The following is a 21597-nucleotide window of genomic DNA, read 5'->3' on the forward strand; positions in this document are numbered from 1 at the left end:
AAATAAATTAGACAATTTAAAGATGGGCGATTAGCTCAGTTGGGAGAGCACCGCCCTTACAAGGCGGGGGTCACTGGTTCAAGCCCAGTATCGCCCACCATCTTTAACTTCGCAGGAAGTAAAACTTATCAATTTAAAGATGGGCGGTTAGTGCCGTTTTACGGAGAGCGTTGCTCGATGCCTTTAAGCTTCTTTCTAATTAGAAGTGAAATAAATTAGACAATTTAAAGATGGGCGATTAGCTCAGTTGGGAGAGCACCGCCCTTACAAGGCGGGGGTCACTGGTTCAAGCCCAGTATCGCCCACCATCTTTAATTTCAACATTCCTATCAGTCTTTAAATTTTATCTTTTCCTGTTTTATTTCTATCACTCCTAGTGCCATTGTTCCTCTGTAATAAATTAGTCTTACTTTATCAGTTATAATCTGTTCTTTATTTTTAAAAAATGACCAAAAACGTGATTTGTTAACCTATTGTCAACCTATTGTTACATATTATGTGACTTAATTTACCATTCTGAATAATTATGATTTTAGTCATTTTTTTGTTATTTCTTCAAAAAAACGCGGTTAAATATTTTGAGATGGAGAAAGCTTAAGTTAAGGTTCGTTAAATTTTTTTCCGGACAAAAAAAGAGGTCAAATGGATTCAATACAAAATCACGTTACAGCATTAGTAAGTAGTGCGGACACATTATTTATTCTATTAGGTGCGATCATGGTATTTGCGATGCATGCCGGATTTGCTTTTTTGGAAGTAGGCACAGTCCGTCACAAAAATCAGGTTAATGCATTAGTGAAAATCATGTCGGATTTTGGTGTTTCCGCACTGGTTTATTTTTTCTTTGGTTATTGGCTTGCATACGGCGTTACTTTTTTTGACAGCGCTGCCGTGCTTGCAGAAAATAATGGTTATGAACTGGTTAAATTCTTTTTTCTGATGACCTTTGCAGCAGCAATTCCTGCGATTATTTCCGGCGGTGTTGCTGAGCGTGCTAAATTTAATCCGATGTTAGTCGCAGCAGCCTTATGTGTCGGTCTGGTTTACCCTTTCTTTGAAGGATTAATTTGGAATGGTAACTACGGATTCCAGGACTGGTTAACGGCAAATTATGGCGCAGCATTCCACGATTTTGCAGGCTCGATCGTTGTACACGCCGTTGGTGGCTGGATTGCATTTACCGCTATTATTGTTTTAGGCAGCCGAAACGGACGTTACCGCGCCGGTAAATTAGTTGCTTTTGCACCCTCTAATATCCCTTTATTGGCACTGGGTGCGTGGATTTTATCTGTCGGCTGGTTTGGTTTTAATGTGATGTCTGCGCAGGCGATTGAAGGGATCAGTGGTCTGGTTGCAATGAACTCTTTAATGGCAATGGTGGGCGGTATTATCAGTTCGCTGGTTATCGGCAAAAAAGACCCGGGTTTTATCCATAATGGTCCATTGGCCGGGCTTGTCGCGGTATGTGCCGGCTCTGATATAATGCATCCTATTGGCGCTCTGGCAACAGGTGTTGTAGCGGGCGGCTTATTTGTGTGGTTATTTACCTATATACAAAAAAAATATACGAGTTTTGATGATGTGCTTGGTGTATGGCCGCTGCACGGTGTGTGCGGATTATGGGGTGGTATCGCCGCCGGTATCTTCGGCTTAGAAAGTTTTGGTGGCCTGGGGGGCGTTAGCTTTACCAGCCAGTTAATCGGATCTCTTGCCGGTGTTGCTGTGGCGTTAATCGGTGGTTTTATTGTTTATAAAGTGGTTAATAGTGTAGCGCCTGTGCGTCTCTCGGAAGAAGAGGAGTTTAACGGGGCCGATGTATCGATACACCAAATTGGTGCCACTAATGTAATCAATCAATAGATTGAATAAAAGACTAATAACAAAGGGATTATTGATACAGTCCCTTTTTTTTAAGCAAAAAATAATCTAAGTCTTTTTAGGCAGCTATAGCGAAAATTTTAAATTTTGTAATTAGGAGAAAAAAATGAAAGTCGTTGAAGTTAAACATCCACTGATTCAGCACAAGCTGGGTTTATTGCGTGAAGCAAATATCAGTACTAAACGTTTCCGTGAAATAGCGCGAGAAGTGGGCAGTTTATTAACTTATGAAGCAACCACAGATCTTGAGCTTGAAACGGTCAAAATTCAAGGCTGGAATGGCGAAATTGAAGTACAGCAGATTAAAGGCAAAAAAGCCACTGTAGTTCCTATCCTACGCGCCGGTTTAGGCATGATGGACGGTGTGTTAGAGCATATGCCAAGTGCTAAAATCAGTGTGGTTGGTATTTACCGCGACGAAGAAACACTGAAACCTGTTCCATATTTCCAAAAACTGGTGGGCAATATTGATGAGCGTCTGGCAATAGTTGTCGATCCAATGCTGGCTACGGGTGGTTCAATGATTTCCACTATCGATTTAATTAAAAAAGCGGGCTGCACCCAAATTGTGGTACTGGTTTTAGTGGCTGCGCCTGAAGGCATCAAGGCCCTGGAAGCTGCGCACCCTGATATCGAGCTTTACACCGCCTCTGTTGATGACCATTTAAATGAACAGGGGTATATCATCCCTGGTCTTGGTGACGCCGGCGATAAGATTTTTGGTACTAAATAATTTAAGTTAGTGCTAGCAAATCCAATAATATTGTATTTATTGAGGTAAAAGGAAACGGGGCCGGTATTGATGCTGATGTCATCTCCCGCTTTGATTCCTTAGATCTGAATATAAACCATATTAATTGCTTGATATAAGAATTTGAAATATATAGGATTTTGTTTTGAAAAACACGGAAAATGAGATGGCTGCCAATACCAGTCAGGAATCGTCTGAAGAGGTGACTGCTAATTTAAGCGTCGCTCAGCAGGCGTTAGCGGGTTCACAAATGTTATTTGTTGCCTTTGGCGCACTGGTATTAATGCCATTAATAACCGGGTTAGATCCCAACGTTGCGCTGTTTACTGCCGGTATAGGTACGCTGCTCTTCCATTTGGTAACCAAAGGGCAAGTCCCAATATTTTTGGCCTCGTCATTCGCATTTATTGCGCCCATTGCATACGGTATTCAAACCTGGGGTATTCCGGGGACTATGTCTGGATTATTTTGTGCCGGTTTAGTTTATATGCTCATGTCCTACGCGGTTAAACTGCGCGGTGCAGATTTTATTCATCGTCTTCTGCCTCCCGTTGTAGTCGGGCCGGTGATCATGGTGATTGGTTTAGGTCTTGCCCCCGTTGCGGTGAATATGGCTTTAGGTAAAGCCGGTGACGGCAGTTTTGTTTTAATTGAACAAAATACCGCCATGATCATCTCTTTCTCTTCATTAATCAGTACATTAGTCGTTGCGACTAAAGCCAAAGGGGTATTTAAATTAGTCCCTATCCTTGCCGGTGTGGTGGTTGGTTATATCCTGTCACTGATTTTTGGGGTAATTGATTTCAGTCCTGTCAGCAGTGCAGCCTGGTTAAGTGTGCCGAACTTTGTTGCGCCGGAATGGAACTGGCAGGCTATCTTATTTATGATTCCGGTGGCAATCGCCCCGGCTGTTGAACATGTTGGTGATATTCTGGCAATCAGTAATGTAACCGGTAAAGACTTCCTGAAAAAGCCGGGTCTGCATCGCACCCTGTTTGGTGATGGCTTGGCGACAAGTGCCGCCTCTTTATTCGGTGGTCCGCCTAATACAACCTATTCAGAGGTTACCGGTGCCGTAATGCTGACGCGTAACTTTAACCCGAAAATTATGATTTGGGCTGCAGTTATTGCCGTGCTGCTGGCTTTTGTCGGAAAATTTGGTGCCGTTTTACAAACTATTCCATCGGCGGTAATGGGCGGGATTATGATTTTACTGTTCGGAACCATCGCTTCGGTCGGATTAAATACCCTGGTACGTCATCGGGTTGACCTGTCCAATGCGCGTAATTTGTGCATTGTCTCTGTTGTGCTGGTCTTCGGCATTGGCGGTATGGCCTTTAACTTTGGTGATTTTAGTTTACAGGGTGTGAGCTTATGCGCCATTGTTGCTATTCTGCTAAATATGTTTCTTCCAAGAATGAAACATTAATTTGAAATTTTGTCTTTTATACCCAAACCACTTGAGGATACTGATATTTGTATCTCCAGCTGGTTTGGATATAGCGTAATATCAGGTAAACTGAGTATTACGTTTTTTAAAGATATTATTGAAGTATCATGGGTATATACCCAAATCACTTGAAGATGCAGGAATCAACATAATCTTCTTTTCCCATTCATCCGACCCTAATAGCATTACGCATAACAAATAAGAATAGATGTCGCGCAGCCGACACCCCAATGTCATTCATTTAAGCTTTTGGCAACAAGTCCGAGTAATACCAAATCCGATAATTATCTATTCATTTATGCTTGTTAAAATGAATGCTGGCCAGACATAAAACTACGTTTTAGTCTTTGTTATTGATTTGATTCAGAACGTCCTGTTCTTCACCACTTTGTGGCCAGCTAAAGCTGTTCAAAATCGTTCCATACGATTTTGTGTAATTAGAACAACTAGTTACTGCAATCAATGACTTGCTTTCATCCATTTTTTCTACGCCTAAATAGATCATCTAATTATCGGAATTGGTATTAGAATCAGCGCAAGAGAAAAAACATGAAAGTAGCCAAAAGAAATACGGAAAAAAGGGAGGGGAGCAATTGTGGTTGTTGACGCTTAATCCAGATAGAAAACTGAAAAAAGCAGAGGCATAATATCAGTTAAACGATGATAACTGTCTTAAACACTGTATCGATAATATAAAATATCGCAGGGTCGATGAAGTATGCTATTAACCTTGTTATACCTGATGAAAATAAAGCCATCGGCAGCTTACAACCCCTCAATAACTGCTGGGTTATAAGCTGGTCAACAGTAACCTTGCCGAGGATATATAATAATACCTGTAGCGTTAGTTAGAATCTATCTGGTAAGAGTAGTGATAAATTACGTTGACGGCTCCTCTGTAAACAATTTCGCCTTTTTCATTCATAAACTCTTGAACCGTAACATTAGCACTTTCTAAAGTAACACTATCCTGTTCTTTTAAAGTATCCAAGTTTAGTCGAAGTTCATCATTTAATTTTTTACCGGAATTTAATTTCATTAAAGCTTGTAGTTCCTGAAATCCAAGAGCATAAGCCTTTTCTTTTGTGTTAACTGCCGGTACCTCGATCGTCTTATTGCCAATAGCATGACTATAATTACCCGGAATAGCCTTTGCGGCATAAGCACTTGTGCCGAATAACAATATTGATGATGTCACAACCAGGACTTTCATCACGTTCATCATTTGTTTCATTTTTTTCTCCTCTTTCACCTGTTTTGCACAATACAATTATAGTCTCAATTGATTAACAAGCAGGAAAAACACACATTGTATTTACAATTATCTCACACAAAACTTATAAATCATTAACATACATGCGAAAAATATTTCTGGCTTGTTAAGATAATAAACAAGCGCCACGCACTCAGCGGGGATCTGCATATTCGCTTGTTCACTCTGAACTATACTCAATGAGCGGCTGTATTTATAACACCATTAAACGGGGAAAATATCTTTATAGGTGAACCACAGTGAATACAGTTTTTAGTTTTAGCACTGCAACACATTGAAGGAAATATATATGAATGTAGTTATGAAAAAGTTGTTATCTCTATTATCTCTGTTAACTGTTTTATTTATTTTTTCATTTTCAAATCAATCTATCTCAGATGAACAAGGACATGGTACTTCGGAGCACATGGAGCATAAATCTACCAGTCCGGGCATGATTCATATGTCTCATGCTGATATGATCAACTCCGAGCAGGATTTTCTTAGAGAAATGATCCCCCACCATCAGGAAGCTGTTGATACTTCGATACTTCTCTTTGTTTTCACAGATGATAAGGAGCTGAAAATGTTGACCGAAGCTATTTATACGTCTCAGTCTAAAGAAATACTGGATATGCGCCTTTCTTATGCCCGCTGGTACAACCTCATTCCAACGGGAGCAAGTTACCAACCAATGATGCGTGATCTCAACCTTATTACCGATCAGGAACGGGAAACCCGGTACGTCCAAGATATGATTGTGCACCATAAAGGAGCCCTGGATATGGCGGAGAAGGTTCTGACATTAGATGGAATCCATGAGGAAACTGTAATATTTGCAAAGCACATATTAGAAAGCCAACAGCTTGAAATAGAATTGATGCAGCGCTGGCTTAAGGGGGCAGAAGCATCACAGTAATTCCCGTACCGCCACCAGAGCGCCATATAGTTTAAAAAAACAGCACCAGCGAGAGCCCAAATGGTCGCAGGTAAGGCAAATTTTTGAAGATCTAGTGGGCCTAAATCGAAAAGTTTAACGCAACATGCGACCATTTGGGCCTCGCCCTTCGGAAGCGCATAAAAATCGCTCATTCTGCGTTGTGTCAGCTCGAAAGATAGCTCTATTCCTTCGCTGACACGCCTTGCCTGAGCGATTTTCAGTCTGCTCTGGCGTTCGTTTTTTAAACTATATGGCGCTCTAGCGGTCTCCGTAAAAGGTATGATTTAAACATCAGGCGACAACTTTATTATAAAATGCGGGTCTAATCAGGATAGATGGCTAAAAAATAAAAATTAGCTTTAAATAAGAATATCACCTGCTTTCCGTACCTGATATTTTATTGAAGTAATAACAAAGTTTGGTTTTAACCAAAGAGAATTGAGGCAAATATGAAAATATTTAACATCATTATAATATCAAGTTTGCTTATATTAAGTAGCTTGGCGAGTGCTCATTCACGTCTGAAATATTCAATTCCTAAATATGGAGCCGTATTAAATGAGTCTCCTGATGAATTACTCCTTGAGTTTTCCACGCAAGTAAAAATAGTCAAATTGCAACTGATAGATCAATCAGGAAAAGCGCTTAAACTTAAGACTGAACCAAGTAAAGCTTTTGAATCTACATTCACTATTGCATTACCTATGCTTAATAGCGGCAGTTATGAAGTTAAGTGGGTAGTGATGGCCAGAGATACTCATAAAATGAAAGGAGACTTTCCGTTCACTGTGCATACTTCTGCTATGGGAATCACGCCAGCTATTTTAGATAAACAAAATCATGATCATGATTAATTGAGGTTTCTATGATGGAAATTACTATTTGGGACTATGGCAACATAGTATCCAGGTGGTTGATATATATCGGCATTTCGGCAGCTATTGGAGGTCCTTTTATAGCCGCTTTAATTAATTCTTCAGTTAATAAAAAGTCGATTATTAGTTACATTATATCGAGTAGTGTTTTAGGATTTATCGCGGTAATTATAAACTTTTTTATTCAGGTTGGTGCTTTTTCTGAAACTGGATTATCAGGTATCTTTGATCCTGAAATGATCGGCTTTCTTTGGCAAAGTCCGGTGGGTGATTCTGTTTTATGGCGTTTACTGGCATTTACTGTATTAGGGTTTGCATTATTGCTTGGCAACCTTAACACGATCTATATAACGTTCAATTTCAAACATGCAATATTCATATTCTTATATGTAGCTGCCATTGTTAGTTTTGCATATTCATTTACCTTTGTTGGTCACAGCGCCAGCATGGGCCTGCTGACCAAATGGTTGCTGGGTTTTCATATTTTCACTATGGCCTGGTGGATGGGTGCGCTATATCCTTTATGGCTTAGTTGTAAATTATTACAGCCACCTGCACTGCATAAATTAATGTACTTATTTGGTCAAATTGCGATGTTTATGGTTGGCTTATTAATCGTTTGTGGTATAGCTTTGATATTTTTATTTTTCGCCAATCCGCTGGAGTTGTTTACCACTCGATATGGTCAAATTTTACTGCTAAAACTCATCTTTGTGATTAGTATTTTACTGATCGCTGCTTACCATAAATATCACCTTGTGGAAGAAGTGCAACAAGAAAATATTTCCCACAAACTGCAAAATTCACTCAAGAATGAGATAGTAATTGCACTGATAATTTTGGCTATTACCGCTGTGCTATCATGTGTGCTAGGGCCAGCCAGCTTAACTTATTAGGGGAAAAAAAATCATAAAACTCACTGCACAGAGTGCAGGCAATTCAGTCTAACTTTTAAAAATCACCTCTAACTACCTTTCAAACATCCTGTCCTTCACCACCTCGTGGCGTTCAAAATCCTTTCATACGGTTTTGTAAAATGAGAACAACTATCTTCTGTAATTAATAGCAATCTGCATCACATCTGGTCAATCTTGCTTGCTTAGTCGGCAACGGAATTGTAAGCCGCCCTGACCTGCCCGACACAAAGGCCTGCATCATTAGCCGGTATTTTTTTATGCCATAAAACCTTTATGCCATGCTTTTCCAGAAGCGCGACTGTGGTTTCAATCAACAATCCATTTTGAAAACATCCTCCGGTCAATAGCACCTGTGGCACTGCGTAGTGTTGTGCAATGTGCAAAATAACCTCCGCCGCACTGTTATGAAAGCGTTTGGCAATCACCGCAGGGGGAATATGATGATTAATATCATCAATAACTGCGCTGAGCATAGGCCGCCAATCAATAATGTTAGGGGTAACGGAAAAATCAATAGGCAGATCATAAACACCTTTGTCAGATTCTGATTGCGCAGCAAATTCAACACGCATTGCCGCTTCTCCTTCAAAACTGTTGATCTGCACAAAATTTAACAAACTGGAAAGACCATCAAATAATCTGCCAACGCTGCTGGTTAAGGGGCTGTTTATATTATTGCAGAGCATCTTCAGCAGCTGCTTTAATGTCGATAACGTAAAGGGAGATAATGCGTTAATTCGCTGTGCAGCAAGCAACTCTTCACCATAAACTTCATATAAAAGTGCGATAGCCACGCGCCGCGGCTCTGTGATGGCGGCACTACCTCCAGGTAATTTAAATGGTAAAAAAGTAGCGACCCGATGCACTTTCTCACCATCCACTGCGATAAACTCCCCCCCCCATAAACTGCCATCCTGACCATAACCGTTACCATCCCAGACCACGGCAAAAGCCTGCTCTTTGAGCTGATGTTCTACCATCGCCGCGTAAAGGTGGGCGAGATGATGCTGGACGGCAACAACAGGCAGCGCTGACTCTTTGGCCAAGTGTGTGGTAACATAATCAGGGTGTAAGTCACAGGCGACAAGATCAGGCTGAACAGCAAACAAACGCTGCATAATGTCTTTTACTTTTTGATGGCGCTCCACCGCCGCGATATTTTCAAGATCACCAATATACTGGCTGATATAAAGCCGTTTCCCTTTGCTCAGCGCGATGCTGTTTTTCAGTTGTCCGCCAAGCGCCATAATCGCAGGAAACTCTTTTTTTAAGGGCAGATAATCCGGCACATATCCCCTGGCGCGCCTTAACAGCATGGGTTCGTTGTTAACAAATTTAACGATCGAGTCATCTAAGCCCTGATAAATTTCCCGATCGTGCATAATAAAACCATCCACCAAAGACCGCAACTGCTCAAACGCCTGCTCATTATCACAACAAACCGGCTCACCGCTGCGATTGGCGCTGCTGACAACCAGGGGTTTATTAACCGCCCGGCAAATAAGCTGGTGCAGCGGCGTATAAGGCAGCATAACGCCTAAATAGGGGTTATCTGGCGCGATGGCCGGACTGAGAGAAAGATTGCTGTATCTGTTTTCGAGCAATATGATTGGCGCAATCTCGCTGCTTAGCAGTAATTTTTCCTGCTCGTTCATACGGCAATCCGCTGCGACCATAGACAGTTGCGGATACATCAGCGCAAAGGGCTTGGCCGGGCGTTTTTTTCTGTGACGCAAACGCAACACCGCTTCATGATTAGTCGCATCGAGGACAAGGTGAAATCCGCTTAATCCTTTGATGGCAAGGATCTTCCCCGCTTTCAGATCGCAAATCGTCCGGGCCAATGCCGCCTCTTTTTCAGCAAGCCTTTCCCCCTGCGGGGTAACGTAGCTAATCTGCGGGCCACATTTTGCGCAGTTAATTCCCTGCGCATGGAAACGTCGATCGTTTGAAGTTTGGTACTCCTGTAAACACTCTGCGCACATTGGAAACGCATTTAAGGTGGTATTGTTACGATCGAAAGGTAGCGCCTTAAGAATACTGTAGCGGGGACCGCACTGGGTACAGCTGATAAAAGGATAGTGATAGCGGCGGTTATCTGCGGAAAAAAGCTCGTTTTTACAAGCTGTACAAATTCCGCTGTCCGGTGAGATACTAACCGCGCCTTCACTTTCTCCGCTGCTATCCATAATCTTAAATCCACCACCATGCAGCAGGTCAACCTGTTTGACAGTAAGCTGCTCTATTCTGGCAGCGGGCGGCGCATCAGACTGTAATTGCAGCAGAAAAGATTCTGTCTGTTCAAGCTCGCCCTGCACCTCCATTAAAACGGACTGCCTGATATTACGTACCCATCCCGATAGATTAAGTTTACTGGCAGTTCGCACAACAAAAGGCCTGAAACCGACGCCTTGTACCCGTCCCTGAACACTTATCTGATAGCGTTGCTGCAAAAGCCCCCCTTGTTTAACTTCTATGCCCATATTTTTTATTATAGAGGAATATCCTGCACTTAATCTGAGGTTATTAGCTTTGACTCTGCCGGGAGTCTGCTTACCATTTGCGTTTAATTTTTATTTATAGAAAAAGCCTGCGTTAGTGCTGCGCAACAAGAGTGTATTATTAGTCTACCCTTAAAGGGATAACATCAGCTGATTATCTGCACTTAAAAAATACTTATGTAGCGGCAAGAAGAGGTGTTAACCGTTAAATCAATAAGGCTGTGAAAAGATATCAGGAGGGTTAAATCATGAACAAATCCCTTACTGCATTCGTCCATAAGCAGGTTAAGGAGTATCGGGGCGATGCCACTTACCTGTTACAAGTTTTACGAAACATCCAATTTGCTTACAGTCATATTCCCGAGCAGGCGATAGAGTGTCTCTCGGCTGAGCTGAAAATATCACTGGCAAAAATAAGAGCACTTATCGAATTTTATTCCTTTCTCCATTATGCCCCCAGAGGGCAGTATGATATTTATATCAGTAACAGCATCATAGATCATCTATCGGACAAAAATGAAATAACGCATTACCTGTGCGAAAAACTTAATGTCACATTAGATAAACCATCCGAAAATGGCCGGGTAACGGTCGCCAACACCTCCTGCACCGGCATGAGTGATCAAGGCCCTGCTGCATTAATTAACGGCTTACCCTTAACCCGTTTAAGCAGAAAAAGAGTCGATCAAATTGTCGAAAAAATACAAACCGGGGTCAGTGTTAATGAGTGGCCCAAAACCTGGTTTAAAGTTGCTGATAATATCCAAAGTAAAGGACTGTTACTGAATGCCGAAAGGCAGCCTGGCGCAGCCATTAAACAAGCACTGGCAGGCGATGCGCACGACACACTTGCTGAAATTGACAAATCCGGACTGCGCGGCTGTGGTGGAGCCGGCTTTAAAACCGCGGCAAAATGGAAGTCCTGCCTATTAAGTAAGGCCAAAGAGCGTTATGTGGTTTGTAATGCCGATGAAGGAGAACCCGGTACCTTTAAAGATAGGGTACTGCTCAACAGCTATGCGGACCTGATGATTGAGGGCATGACCCTGTGCGCCTATGTTATCGGTGCGCATAAGGGAATTATTTATCTGCGTTACGAATATCAATTCCTCTATCAAAAGCTTAACGAGATTTTGCAGAAACGCCGGTCGGAAAATTTATTAGGCGAGCATATTTTAGGCAGTGAACTGAGCTTTGATATTGAAATATTTATGGGAGCCGGCTCTTATGTCTGCGGTGAAGAATCGGCCCTGCTGGAGTCCCTTGAAGGTAAACGGGCCATTCCGCGTATCCGCCCTCCTTATCCTGTTACTCAGGGTTATTTAAACAAACCGACAGTGGTCAACAATGTTGAAACATTCTGTTATGCCGCGCTGATTATTGAACAAGGCGCTGAAAATTTTTCCGATCAGGGGCTTGCCGGTTTTACCGGCTGTAAACTGTTAAGTATCAGCGGCGATGTGGAAAAAGCCGGCATTTACGAAATTCCTTTAGGCTCAAAAATAAAACATATCCTTAACTTATGCGGCGCAAAATCGGTACAGGCAGTACAGGTTGGCGGTCCATCAGGATCTTTAATTACTCCCTCTGAATTTAACCGCGTGGTTTCATTTGCAGATCTTAATACCGGCGGCTCTTTTATGGTGTTTAACCGGAGCAGAGATCTTCTCGAAAATGCACTTAATTTTACCCACTTCTTTAAACATGAAAGCTGCGGTTTCTGCACGCCGTGCCGGGTCGGCACTAAGCTGATGTCTGAACTGGCCGATAAAGTTGCCACCGGACAAGGTGCCAGTCTGGATCTGGACAGCATCAAACAGCTTAACCATGTTATGAATGAAATGAGCCATTGCGGCTTAGGGCGAAGTGCAGCCGTTCCGCTACTGCAGACATTGGAAAAATTTCCGGGCTGTTTTGTCAAACGTATGACAGATAAAGAGTATCAGCCATCCTTTGACGTGGAAAAATCTATTCAGCGGGCGATAAATATCGTCACTCTGGAAAATGATTCATAAGGTAATTGATTTTTATGAGCAAAGCAGACAAGCAGAAGAATACATTGACTATTGATGGCCGCGAGATCCCCTTTATCGAGGGGGAAACGGTTATGCAGGCAGCGCTAAAAGCCAATATCTATATTCCACATCTCTGCTTTAATCCGGAATTTACCCCGAACGGCAGTTGTAAACTCTGTACCTGCGAGATTAACGGTCGCAAAAAATCATCCTGCTGTACTCAGGCTAAGCAGGATATGCTGGTCAAAAATGAAACCCATGAGCTGAAAATGATGCGTCAGACTCTGGTGCAGATGTTGTTTGTTGAAGGCAATCACTACTGCCCGTTTTGTGAGCGCAGCGGTAACTGCCAGCTGCAGGCGCTGGCCTATGATTTAGGGGTAACTGACCTGCATTTTCCGCAGTTTAATGCCAAAAGAAATGTCGATGCCAGCCACCCGCAGATTATGCTCGATCTGAACCGCTGCATTTTCTGCGAGCTGTGCATCAGAGCAAGCACCGAAGTGGATAAAAAAGATATCTTTACGGTGTCCGGTCGCAGCAGCAATAAACGACTGGCGATTAATTCCAAAACCGGCTATTTAAAAGACACGGAAATGAAAGTGACTGATAAATCAGCGCATATCTGTCCGGTGGGTTGTATCATCATTAAAGGAGAAGGATTTAAAACCCCAATTGGTGAGCGGATTTATGATCAGCATTCGATCCGTGATATCGGCAATCTGCGCCCTGAAAGCAATACAGCAGAAAGTACTCAAATTGATGCGCCTGAGGCAGATACTCAAACCGGGAAAAAACTGAAAATTGCTACCTGCTCTTTAGCCGGATGCTTCGGCTGTCATATGTCCTTTCTGGATATGGATGAACGCCTTGTTGAGCTGCTTGAGCGGGTTGAACTGAGCCGTTCCCCGTTGAACGATATAAAAGAATGTGCACCGGATTGCGATCTCGGTTTAATTGAAGGCGGTGTGTGCAATACAGAAAACATAGCCGTGCTGCGGCATTTTAGACAGAACTGCAAAATTATTATTGCCGTAGGCTCCTGCGCCATTAACGGCGGCGTCCCTGCCCTGCGTAATAATATTGATGTTAAAGAGTGTTTAGATGAAGCCTATCTTAACGGCATCGGTGTGGTCAACGCGCAGATTCCTGTCGATAAAGAGCTACCCTATCTGCTAGAAAAAGTTTACCCCATTCATGAAGTGATCAAAGTGGATTATTTTCTTCCCGGTTGTCCGCCCTCTGCCGATGCTTTCTGGAAAATACTCAACGACCTGCTGGATGGCAAAGAGCCTGAACTACCTTATGACTTATTACACTTTGATTAATGGACGGTGCTATGAGTAACTCTCTGGAAACGGCAGGCAACGCCGGTAATCTGAAAAGAATTGTTATTGAACCCGTATCAAGAGTAGAAGGACACGGCAAGGTCACGCTGCTTGTTGATGATGATCTGCATGTCCGGCAGTGTCGTCTGCATATCGCAGAATTTCGCGGCTTCGAACGTTTTATCCAGGGACGCCCCTATTGGGAGATCCCGATCCTGGTACAGCGACTTTGCGGCATTTGCCCGGTCAGTCACCACCTTGCGGCAGGTAAAGCAATTGATATGATTTCCGGTGTTACACAACTGACGGAAACTGCGTATAAGTTAAGGTTATTACTGCATTACGGGCAAATTCTGCAGTCCCATGCCCTGCATTTTTTTCATCTTTGCTCACCCGATTTACTGTTTGGTTTTGAAAGTGATATTAACAGCAGGAATATTGTCGCTGTCATAGGCAGACATCCGCAACTTGCCATGCAGGGCGTCAAACTGAGAAAATATGGTCAGGAGGTGATCCGGGTCATTTGCGGTAAGCGCATCCATGGTACCGGATGTATCCCCGGGGGCATGAATAAGCGCTTAAGCCGGGAGGATAAAAACTACCTGCTTGCTGACATAGAACAGATAATCCTCTGGGCGGAATGCGCGGTCAAAACAGCCAGAGACTGTTATTTACAAAATGAACCTTTTCATAAAAATTTCGCCGGCTTACGCTCTCATTATTTAAGCTTAGTCGGCGAAGACGGCGAACTGGATCTTTACCACGGCAAATTAAGATTAAAAGATGCCAGCGGCAGTCTGCTTTTTGATCAGCAGGACTATTGTGATTATCAGAACCTGATTCAGGAAGAGGTCAAGCCATGGACTTATATGAAATTTCCTTTTATTAAAACTATCGGAAAAGAATCAGGCTGGTACCGCACCGGCCCGTTAGCACGAATCAATAACTGCGATTATATAACAACGCCATTAGCAGAAACTGCCCGTCAGGAGTTTATCGCCTATGGCGGAAAAGAGCCGGTGCATGCAACCTTAGCCTACCATTGGGCACGCATGATTGAGGTACTATTTTCTGCTGAAAAAATAAAACAGCTGCTCCACGATCCTATGATTACCGGCAATGATTTGATTGTCGAAGGGAAGCGTCAAAATGAAGGGATCGGCGTTATTGAAGCGCCCCGAGGTACCCTGTTCCATCATTATCAGGTCGGTGAAGATGACCTGGTCAGTAAAGCTAATCTGATAGTCGCGACGACTCATAACAATACGGCACTGAACGAATCAATTCGCATAGTGTGCAATCAGCAGATTAACGGCCGGGAGATCAGTGAAGCGGTTTTAAATAATATAGAAGTGGCTATCCGCGCCTATGACCCCTGTCTATCCTGCGCAACCCACGCCATGGGGAAGATGCCGCTCAAAGTTGAAATGCGCCATCAGCAAAGCGGCGAACTGATCAGTCAGATAATAAAAGATACAGATGGCAGGCTGCATAACTGAGAGGTGGAAATGAAAAAAGCATCTCAGCAAGCTTTAGACCTGTTTATCTGGGGAAACCCAAGTCGCGGAGATGATGCTATTGGCCCCACATTGCACCACATTATGGAACAATATATTGAGCGGCTCGCACTTACCCATGTTCAACTGATCGAAGATATGCAGCTGCAACCCGAGCATGTCTGCGATATCAGAGAAGGCGCGTGCATTGTTTTTATCGACGCAAGTTTTCAGGGTGACGCAGCTTGTCAGGTTCAAGCCGTTAACCCTGAAGAGCAGTTCGGATGCTGCAGCCATGCATTAAGCCCGGATGCTTTAATGCGCCTCTATCAACAAATACACAATAAGCCATGCCCGCCTGCTTTCTTATTAAGCGTGCGTGGTTACCAGTTTGCCCTGGGCTCCCCCCTGTCCAAAGCAGCACGGGCTAATATTAAAGTAGCAGAGCAATTTTTAAAGACATTACTGACTTGCCAATATCCGCAGCAGTTACTGCAGCAGGCGGTTAATACCCAAGAAGGTAGATCCAATGCATGAATTATCCATTGCCGAAAGCCTCGTCGAACTGCTCGAAGAGCAAGCCGTCACGCATAAATTTAAAAAGGTGACTAAGATTACATTAGAAATCGGTGTATTAGCCGGAATTGAAAAGTCGGCGCTGTTTTTTTGTTTTCCTGCGGCCACTCAAAACAGTATTGCCGAAGGTGCTGAACTGGTGATTCAGGACAAACTTGCTAAAGGTACCTGCCAGCATTGCCATCAGCAGGTACTCATCTCGGGCTGGTATGAACCCTGCGAGCATTGCGGAAAGCTGGGGATCAATATTAGCGAAGGTGGAGAGATGACCATTAAATCGATCGAAGTGGAGAGTTAAATGTGTAAAGTCTGCGGTTGTAATCAAGCTGAAGTAGCAATAGACAGCATAGAGCAGCATGTTCATCATCATACTGATATGCAAGCAGCCCCGAACGCCAACGACAGTGCCGCTCGCCTGATTGAAATTGAACAGAGTATTTTGTCGAAAAACGATGAGTTCGCCGAACAAAATCGCAACTATCTGAGTCATAAAGGAATTTTCTCGCTCAATTTAATCTCCAGCCCGGGATCCGGAAAAACCACCTTATTAACCGAAATCATCAAGCGCCTACAGGAACAGCACCACATTTATGTGATTGAGGGGGATCAGCAGACGGCACTGGATGCCGCGCGAATTCGGGAAACCGGTGTAAAAGCAACGCAGATAAATACCGGCAAAGGCTGCCATCTTGATGCGCATATGGTAGGACATGCTTTTGAGCATCTGGGTATGCACAAAGGTGCTTTTTTATTTATCGAAAATGTCGGCAACCTGATTTGTCCGGCAGGTTTTGATTTAGGGGAAGCGCATAAAGTTGTTATTTTATCGGTCACCGAAGGCGAAGATAAACCCTTAAAATATCCGGAAATTTTTCATGCCGCGGATGTTATGATCATCAATAAAATCGATCTGCTGCCATACCTTAATTTTAATCTGCAGCAGTGCTGTGAATACGCAAAGCAGATTAATCCTGAAATAGAAATAATCGAACTTTCAGCCACTTCCGGTGAAAATATTGATCAACTTTGTCACTGGCTGGTCGCCGAAAAAAACGCGTTTTCAATAGCCGTTCTATCTGAGTAAAACTGTAACAGGAGTACCACCTATGTGCCTTGCCATCCCGGGACAAGTTATTTCCATTAATCATTGCGCATCGCCGGTCACGGCAAAAGTAAATTTCAGCGGAATAATCAGGGAGGTGGTTGTAGAGTGGATTGATGAAGTTGCGGTTAACGACTACGTTATTGTTCACGCGGGCTTTGCTATCAGCAAGCTGGATGAGCAGGCCGCTTTAGAAACGCTGCAGCTTTTTGCCGATCAGTAAAACTGATTGCTGTTAGCTCAATATAAAATTCAGTTCATTACACTTAACATCAGCAACACCAAAGGATAAGGTGAATTATGACATCAGCAAGCATAAAACTAGCACATGGCAGTGGCGGTCGCCTTTCCAATGCACTTATCCATGATCTTTTTTTTCCGGCATTTAATAATCCTATATTAAATCAGGCGCATGATGGCGCGCTGTTAACGATGCACAGCAGGCAACTGGCTTTTTCCAGCGATTCATTTGTAGTGAAGCCCTATTTTTTCCCGGGTGGGAATATTGGTGAACTTGCAGTTAATGGCACGGTTAATGATCTTGCCATGTGCGGTGCGATTCCGCAGTTCCTTTCCGTCGCTTTTATTCTCGAAGAAGGTTTCCCCATGAATCATCTTAAAGCAATAGTGAAAAGTATGGCTGCCGCCGCGCAGCACGCGCAAGTACAAATAGTAACGGGTGATACCAAAGTAGTCGAACGCGGCGCTGCTGACGGCGTATTTATCAACACCTCAGGAATCGGCATAATTAACCACCAGCAAAAAATATCACCAAACAATGCACAAGCGGGAGACGTTATCATTACTAATGGTTATATCGGCGATCACGGCATCGCTATCCTGTCACAGCGGGAAGGGTTATTTTTTGAAACCACCATTCAATCCGACACGGCTGCCCTGCATACTTTAGTTGCATCGATATTAACGGCTTCTGCCAATGTGCGTGTTTTACGGGACCCCACCAGAGGCGGTGTTGCCGGGGTGTTAAACGAAATAGCCCTGGCAAGTCAGGTTGAAATACGCCTTGATGAAGTCGCAATCCCAATGCGGGATTCGGTTCGTGCCGCCTGCGATCTTCTCGGACTGGATCCGTTAATCATTGCCAATGAAGGTAAATTAATCACCATAGTGCCCAAGGCAGACAGCGCAGCCGTGCTGCAGGCAATGCAGTTGCACCCCCTTGGCAAAGAGAGTGCCATCATCGGCCGGGTATTAAATAACAATCCCGGCAAAGTGACACTGGAAACCCGTATCGGCAGCTTAAGACTGGTAGAGATGCCGCTTGGAGAACAATTACCAAGGATCTGTTAATGAATCAGGGGCGGATTAACCGGTATTTGCTTACCTGAAATTAAAATACAGGGGACAATGATGAATCAAAATTTAAATATTGCTGCTTTTAACAGCAGGGAGATAGTTAGCAGGCTGGCAGAAGATATAAAATCGCTCAGTGCAGATATGGCACCGCTGAAATTAATGCATATTTGCGGCGGACATGAAAATGCTATCGTTCGCCACGCCCTGCGTCAGTTTTTGCCTGCACATATTCAGGTTATTGCAGGGCCTGGATGCCCGGTGTGCATCTGCCCGGTAGAGGCGATTGATGAGGCGATCACGCTTGCCCAACAACCCAACACCACAGTGCTCACCTTCGGCGATATATTACGGGTACCGGCAACAAAAACCTCATTGGAGGAAGTCCGGGCAAAAGGCGGCAGGGTTAAAGTGGTTTACAGTCCGGTTGACGCCATCAAAATTGCACAGCAGGAACCGCAACAGACCTTTGTGTTCTTCTCCGTCGGTTTTGAAACGACGGCGGCCGGTATAGCCGGACTTATCCGCTCGGGCGTGCCGGAAAATCTCTTTTTTCTTATTGCCAATCGTTATATACCGCCGGTATTAAAATTATTAATGGATGTGCATGATGAAAGCCTGCAGGGATTTTTGCTGGCAGGTCATGCAGGTACCATTACCGGTTTAGAAGTTTATGATTTTATGCGCGATGAATACCGGCTACCCTGCGCCGCGGCGGGGTTTGAACCCGTTGATATTCTGCTGGCTATTCGTAAACTGTTAACACTGATCAAAAATAATCAACATGATGTTATCAACTGCTACCGCAGAGTGATGAAAAATACAGGTAACAAAATCGGCCAGCAGTGCCTGAGTGAGGTGTTCGCTCTTGAGCCGGGCACCTGGCGCGGTATTGGCGCGGTTGATAATTCGGCCTACCAGCTGAAAGATAAATACGCCCATCTTGATGCCAGAAAACAATTTAACTGCAAACCGTCCTACCCGCCGCAATCCTTTCACCCCGGTTGTCTTTGCCACCGGGTGATGCTCGGCGAGGTTGAACCGCAGGATTGTAAATTATTTAAAAAAGTCTGCACCCCCGGCAAACCCTTCGGTCCCTGTATGGTTTCAGCAGAAGGCACTTGCCATGTGCGTTATAACTATTCAGAAATAAAAATAAACTTAAGTTGAAAAGTATTTATTCGTCTGAGTAAAGCGACTGTGTATTGATATCTTTAATCTCTGGCGTGCCCATCATCGCCATGGTCACCTCCAGCTCCTCTCTTAATATTCGCAGCATATGGGCAACCCCCAGCGCACCGGCAACAGCAAGCGCATAAAGCTGCGGTCTGCCCACCATCACCGTATTAGCCCCCAACGCAATCGCCTTATAAATATCTGTGCCACGCTCAATAGCCCCATCTAAAATCAACGGGTACTCCGCTCCAACCGCTTTTCTGATCCGCGGTAGCAGTTCAATGGCCGATGGAATTGAGTCTAAGGTCCGCCCGCCATGGTTTGATACAACCACCCCGGCAATACCCATCCGCTGCGCTTTAACAACATCCTGCGGGTGCAGCAGCCCCTTTAAAATAATCGGCAAAGTGCTGTTCTGCAGCAGCCAGGCTATATCCTCCCAGGTCGGCGCCTCTGTCATCATGCCCTGAAAAACAATACTTTGCTCTGCTGATAATACTTTTCGGGGCAGTTCCGGACGGTCCTCTAAATTCACCGCTTTCACGTCGGGGGGCAGCTTAAAACCCGCACGTTGCGCCCGGTTGCGAATACCGTGCAGGGAGGCATCAACGGTCACCATCAATTTTGTATAACCAGCCGCTTCAGCCCTTTTTAGCAATGTCAGGGTGAATGCCCGGGATTGCTGAAAATACAATTGAAACCACTTTGCTGAATCCAATTGCGCCGCGATATCTTCCATCTTTTGACTTGCCAGGGTACTGACCACCATGGTTGTTTCAAGCGCACTGGCAGCCTGAGCGGTCGCTATTTCACCCAGAGGATGGACAAGTTTATGAAAAGCAACGGGTGCCAGCAAAATAGGATGACGCAACGACTCACCCATAAAAGTCGTCGCGGTACTGCCCTGAGTGCAATCCTTAAGCATTTGCGGCAATAACTGAATCTCATCCAGCGCCCTGCGGTTTCTCTGCAGGGTTAGCTCGTCCGCGCCACCACCGGCAATATATTCGTAGATATCATGGGAGATGTGCTGTTTAGCAAAGTGGGCGTAATCGGCAATGCAGACCAGTCCATCGGGTATCTCTTTAAGGGGGGCGGCTATATTGTTGTTCATGCTGGTGTACTCTTTGGTAGTTTAAATCGTATCAGGTATCAGCCAGTTGGCGAATTAAGCGGTGATAAGCGGCACTGAGTCGAACCACGTCAGTATGATCATGACCGTGCTGTATAGTCAAAGACTGCACGCTCTGATCAAGGTCAAATAAGATCTGCCGCTGTTCATGGTCACGGATCATACTCTGAATCCAAAAGAAGGAAGCAAAACGCTGCCCTTTGCATACCGGACGAACCCGATGCAGGCTGGTTGACGGGTAAAGGATCATATCCCCCGCGCCCAGTTTAATAAGCTGATTACCACAACTGCTCTCAATTTCCAGCTCTCCGCCTTCGTACTGTTCAGGCTCGCTGAAGAAAATGGTTGCGGAAAGATCCGTGCGAATACGAATACTGCTGCCCGGTACTATGCGTACCGCATTATCGACATGAAAACCGTAACCATCTCCACTGCCATAACGATTAAACATCGGGGGCAGTATTTTTAATGGCAGTGCCGCCGAGACAAAGGTTGGCTGGCGGGCAAGTACACTCAGAATTTTATCACTTAATTTCCGAGCCACTAAGGAATCAACATTTAACTGGCTATTTTGCTTTTGACTCTGTGCCTGAGAGCCGGCACTTAGTCTGCCATCCTGCCATGGCGCGCTGTCTAAATGAGCACGAAATTGGGCTACCTCCTCTTTGCTGAACACGCCTTTAATTGGAATAATCATTTTTGCCTCAATGAAAAAGTAAGAAAAATGATGCAGCCAGGGAAGGCTGCATCTGCTAATACCAATTCCGATAATTAGATGATCTATTTAGGCGTAGAAAAAATGGATGAAAGCAAGGCATTGATTGCAGTAACTAGTTGTTCTAATTACAAAATCAATAACACAGCTAGCATTCATTTTAGCAAGTATAAATGAGT

Annotated in this window: 20 protein-coding genes and 2 tRNA genes; 17 read left to right on the forward strand and 5 right to left on the reverse strand. The window is 44.1% G+C overall.

Annotated features, from left to right (window positions below):
* The first annotated feature begins 24 nt into the window (after positions 1-24).
* From ABZA00_RS08300 to ABZA00_RS08320, 5 genes are all read left to right on the forward strand, one after another.
* Positions 25-100, forward strand: a tRNA-Val gene (locus tag ABZA00_RS08300).
* A 132-nt stretch (positions 101-232) separates the two neighbouring features.
* A tRNA-Val gene (locus ABZA00_RS08305) sits at positions 233-308 on the forward strand.
* 334 nt (positions 309-642) lie between these two features.
* The gene (locus ABZA00_RS08310; RefSeq protein ID WP_372881691.1) at positions 643-1860 is read left to right on the forward strand and encodes an ammonium transporter; all 1218 of its coding nucleotides are present in this window, start codon (positions 643-645) and stop codon (positions 1858-1860) included.
* Positions 1861-1984: 124 nt separating this feature from the next.
* Positions 1985-2611 (forward strand): uracil phosphoribosyltransferase, encoded by a 627-nt coding sequence (gene upp, locus ABZA00_RS08315; protein ID WP_372881692.1) that lies wholly within the window; start codon positions 1985-1987, stop codon positions 2609-2611.
* A 184-nt stretch (positions 2612-2795) separates the two neighbouring features.
* A complete protein-coding gene (locus ABZA00_RS08320; protein ID WP_372881710.1) occupies positions 2796-4058 on the forward strand; it encodes a uracil-xanthine permease family protein in 1263 nt (420 codons plus the stop codon).
* A 361-nt stretch (positions 4059-4419) separates the two neighbouring features.
* Here ABZA00_RS08320 and ABZA00_RS08325 read toward each other — a convergent pair whose 3' ends face one another.
* Together ABZA00_RS08325 and ABZA00_RS08330 are read right to left on the reverse strand one after the other, a co-directional pair.
* Positions 4420-4584 carry a hypothetical protein gene (locus ABZA00_RS08325; RefSeq protein ID WP_372881693.1) on the reverse strand — a complete coding sequence of 55 codons (165 nt, stop codon included), beginning with the start codon at positions 4582-4584 and terminating at the stop codon, positions 4420-4422.
* Positions 4585-4923: 339 nt separating this feature from the next.
* On the reverse strand, positions 4924-5313 hold the full coding sequence (locus ABZA00_RS08330; protein WP_372881694.1) for a DUF3316 domain-containing protein: 390 nt from the start codon (positions 5311-5313) through the stop codon (positions 4924-4926).
* 328 nt (positions 5314-5641) lie between these two features.
* Here ABZA00_RS08330 and ABZA00_RS08335 point away from each other — a divergent pair, with 328 nt between their 5' ends.
* The 3 genes from ABZA00_RS08335 (at position 5642) to ABZA00_RS08345 (ending at position 8042) form a co-directional block, all read left to right on the forward strand.
* Complete coding sequence (locus ABZA00_RS08335) at positions 5642-6250, forward strand: DUF305 domain-containing protein (protein WP_372881695.1); 609 nt, start codon at positions 5642-5644, stop codon at positions 6248-6250.
* Between the two features lie 470 nt (positions 6251-6720).
* Entirely contained in the window at positions 6721-7125 is a 405-nt protein-coding gene (locus tag ABZA00_RS08340; protein ID WP_372881696.1) for a copper resistance protein CopC, read from the forward strand.
* An 11-nt stretch (positions 7126-7136) separates the two neighbouring features.
* Positions 7137-8042, forward strand: a complete 906-nt coding sequence (locus ABZA00_RS08345) for a copper resistance D family protein (RefSeq protein ID WP_372881697.1) — start codon at positions 7137-7139, stop codon at positions 8040-8042.
* Positions 8043-8245: 203 nt separating this feature from the next.
* On the opposite strand, the gene hypF is transcribed toward ABZA00_RS08345, so the two are convergent.
* A complete protein-coding gene (gene hypF, locus ABZA00_RS08350) occupies positions 8246-10516 on the reverse strand; it encodes a carbamoyltransferase HypF (RefSeq protein WP_372881698.1) in 2271 nt (756 codons plus the stop codon).
* A gap of 296 nt (positions 10517-10812) precedes the next feature.
* On the opposite strand from hypF, the gene ABZA00_RS08355 reads away from it, so the two are divergent.
* From ABZA00_RS08355 to hypD, 9 genes are all read left to right on the forward strand, one after another.
* A complete protein-coding gene (locus tag ABZA00_RS08355) occupies positions 10813-12579 on the forward strand; it encodes an NAD(P)H-dependent oxidoreductase subunit E (RefSeq protein ID WP_372881699.1) in 1767 nt (588 codons plus the stop codon).
* 14 nt (positions 12580-12593) lie between these two features.
* A complete protein-coding gene (locus tag ABZA00_RS08360) occupies positions 12594-13907 on the forward strand; it encodes a 2Fe-2S iron-sulfur cluster-binding protein (protein ID WP_372881700.1) in 1314 nt (437 codons plus the stop codon).
* An 11-nt stretch (positions 13908-13918) separates the two neighbouring features.
* Positions 13919-15406, forward strand: coding sequence for a Ni/Fe hydrogenase subunit alpha (locus ABZA00_RS08365; RefSeq protein ID WP_372881701.1), 1488 nt, complete (start codon positions 13919-13921; stop codon positions 15404-15406).
* A gap of 9 nt (positions 15407-15415) precedes the next feature.
* Entirely contained in the window at positions 15416-15940 is a 525-nt protein-coding gene (locus ABZA00_RS08370; protein WP_372881702.1) for a hydrogenase maturation protease, read from the forward strand.
* Positions 15933-16277 carry a hydrogenase maturation nickel metallochaperone HypA gene (hypA, locus tag ABZA00_RS08375; RefSeq protein WP_372881703.1) on the forward strand — a complete coding sequence of 115 codons (345 nt, stop codon included), beginning with the start codon at positions 15933-15935 and terminating at the stop codon, positions 16275-16277. The genes ABZA00_RS08370 and hypA overlap by 8 nt, the downstream gene beginning before the upstream one ends.
* On the forward strand, positions 16278-17063 hold the full coding sequence (hypB, locus tag ABZA00_RS08380; protein WP_372881704.1) for a hydrogenase nickel incorporation protein HypB: 786 nt from the start codon (positions 16278-16280) through the stop codon (positions 17061-17063).
* Positions 17064-17085: 22 nt separating this feature from the next.
* Positions 17086-17304: a HypC/HybG/HupF family hydrogenase formation chaperone gene (locus ABZA00_RS08385; RefSeq protein ID WP_372881705.1), complete on the forward strand. Its 219-nt coding sequence runs from the start codon at positions 17086-17088 to the stop codon at positions 17302-17304.
* 77 nt (positions 17305-17381) lie between these two features.
* Positions 17382-18392, forward strand: coding sequence for a hydrogenase expression/formation protein HypE (hypE, locus tag ABZA00_RS08390; protein ID WP_372881706.1), 1011 nt, complete (start codon positions 17382-17384; stop codon positions 18390-18392).
* A gap of 60 nt (positions 18393-18452) precedes the next feature.
* Positions 18453-19565, forward strand: coding sequence for a hydrogenase formation protein HypD (hypD, locus tag ABZA00_RS08395; protein WP_372881707.1), 1113 nt, complete (start codon positions 18453-18455; stop codon positions 19563-19565).
* 7 nt (positions 19566-19572) lie between these two features.
* Here hypD and ABZA00_RS08400 read toward each other — a convergent pair whose 3' ends face one another.
* On the reverse strand, positions 19573-20685 hold the full coding sequence (locus tag ABZA00_RS08400) for an alpha-hydroxy acid oxidase (RefSeq protein WP_372881708.1): 1113 nt from the start codon (positions 20683-20685) through the stop codon (positions 19573-19575).
* A gap of 31 nt (positions 20686-20716) precedes the next feature.
* Positions 20717-21400, reverse strand: a complete 684-nt coding sequence (locus ABZA00_RS08405; protein ID WP_372881709.1) for a Fe2+-dependent dioxygenase — start codon at positions 21398-21400, stop codon at positions 20717-20719.
* Positions 21401-21597: the final 197 nt, after the last annotated feature.

Origin of the sequence: Psychromonas sp. (assembly GCF_041586535.1) — a bacterium.
GTDB lineage: Bacteria > Pseudomonadota > Gammaproteobacteria > Enterobacterales > Psychromonadaceae > Psychromonas.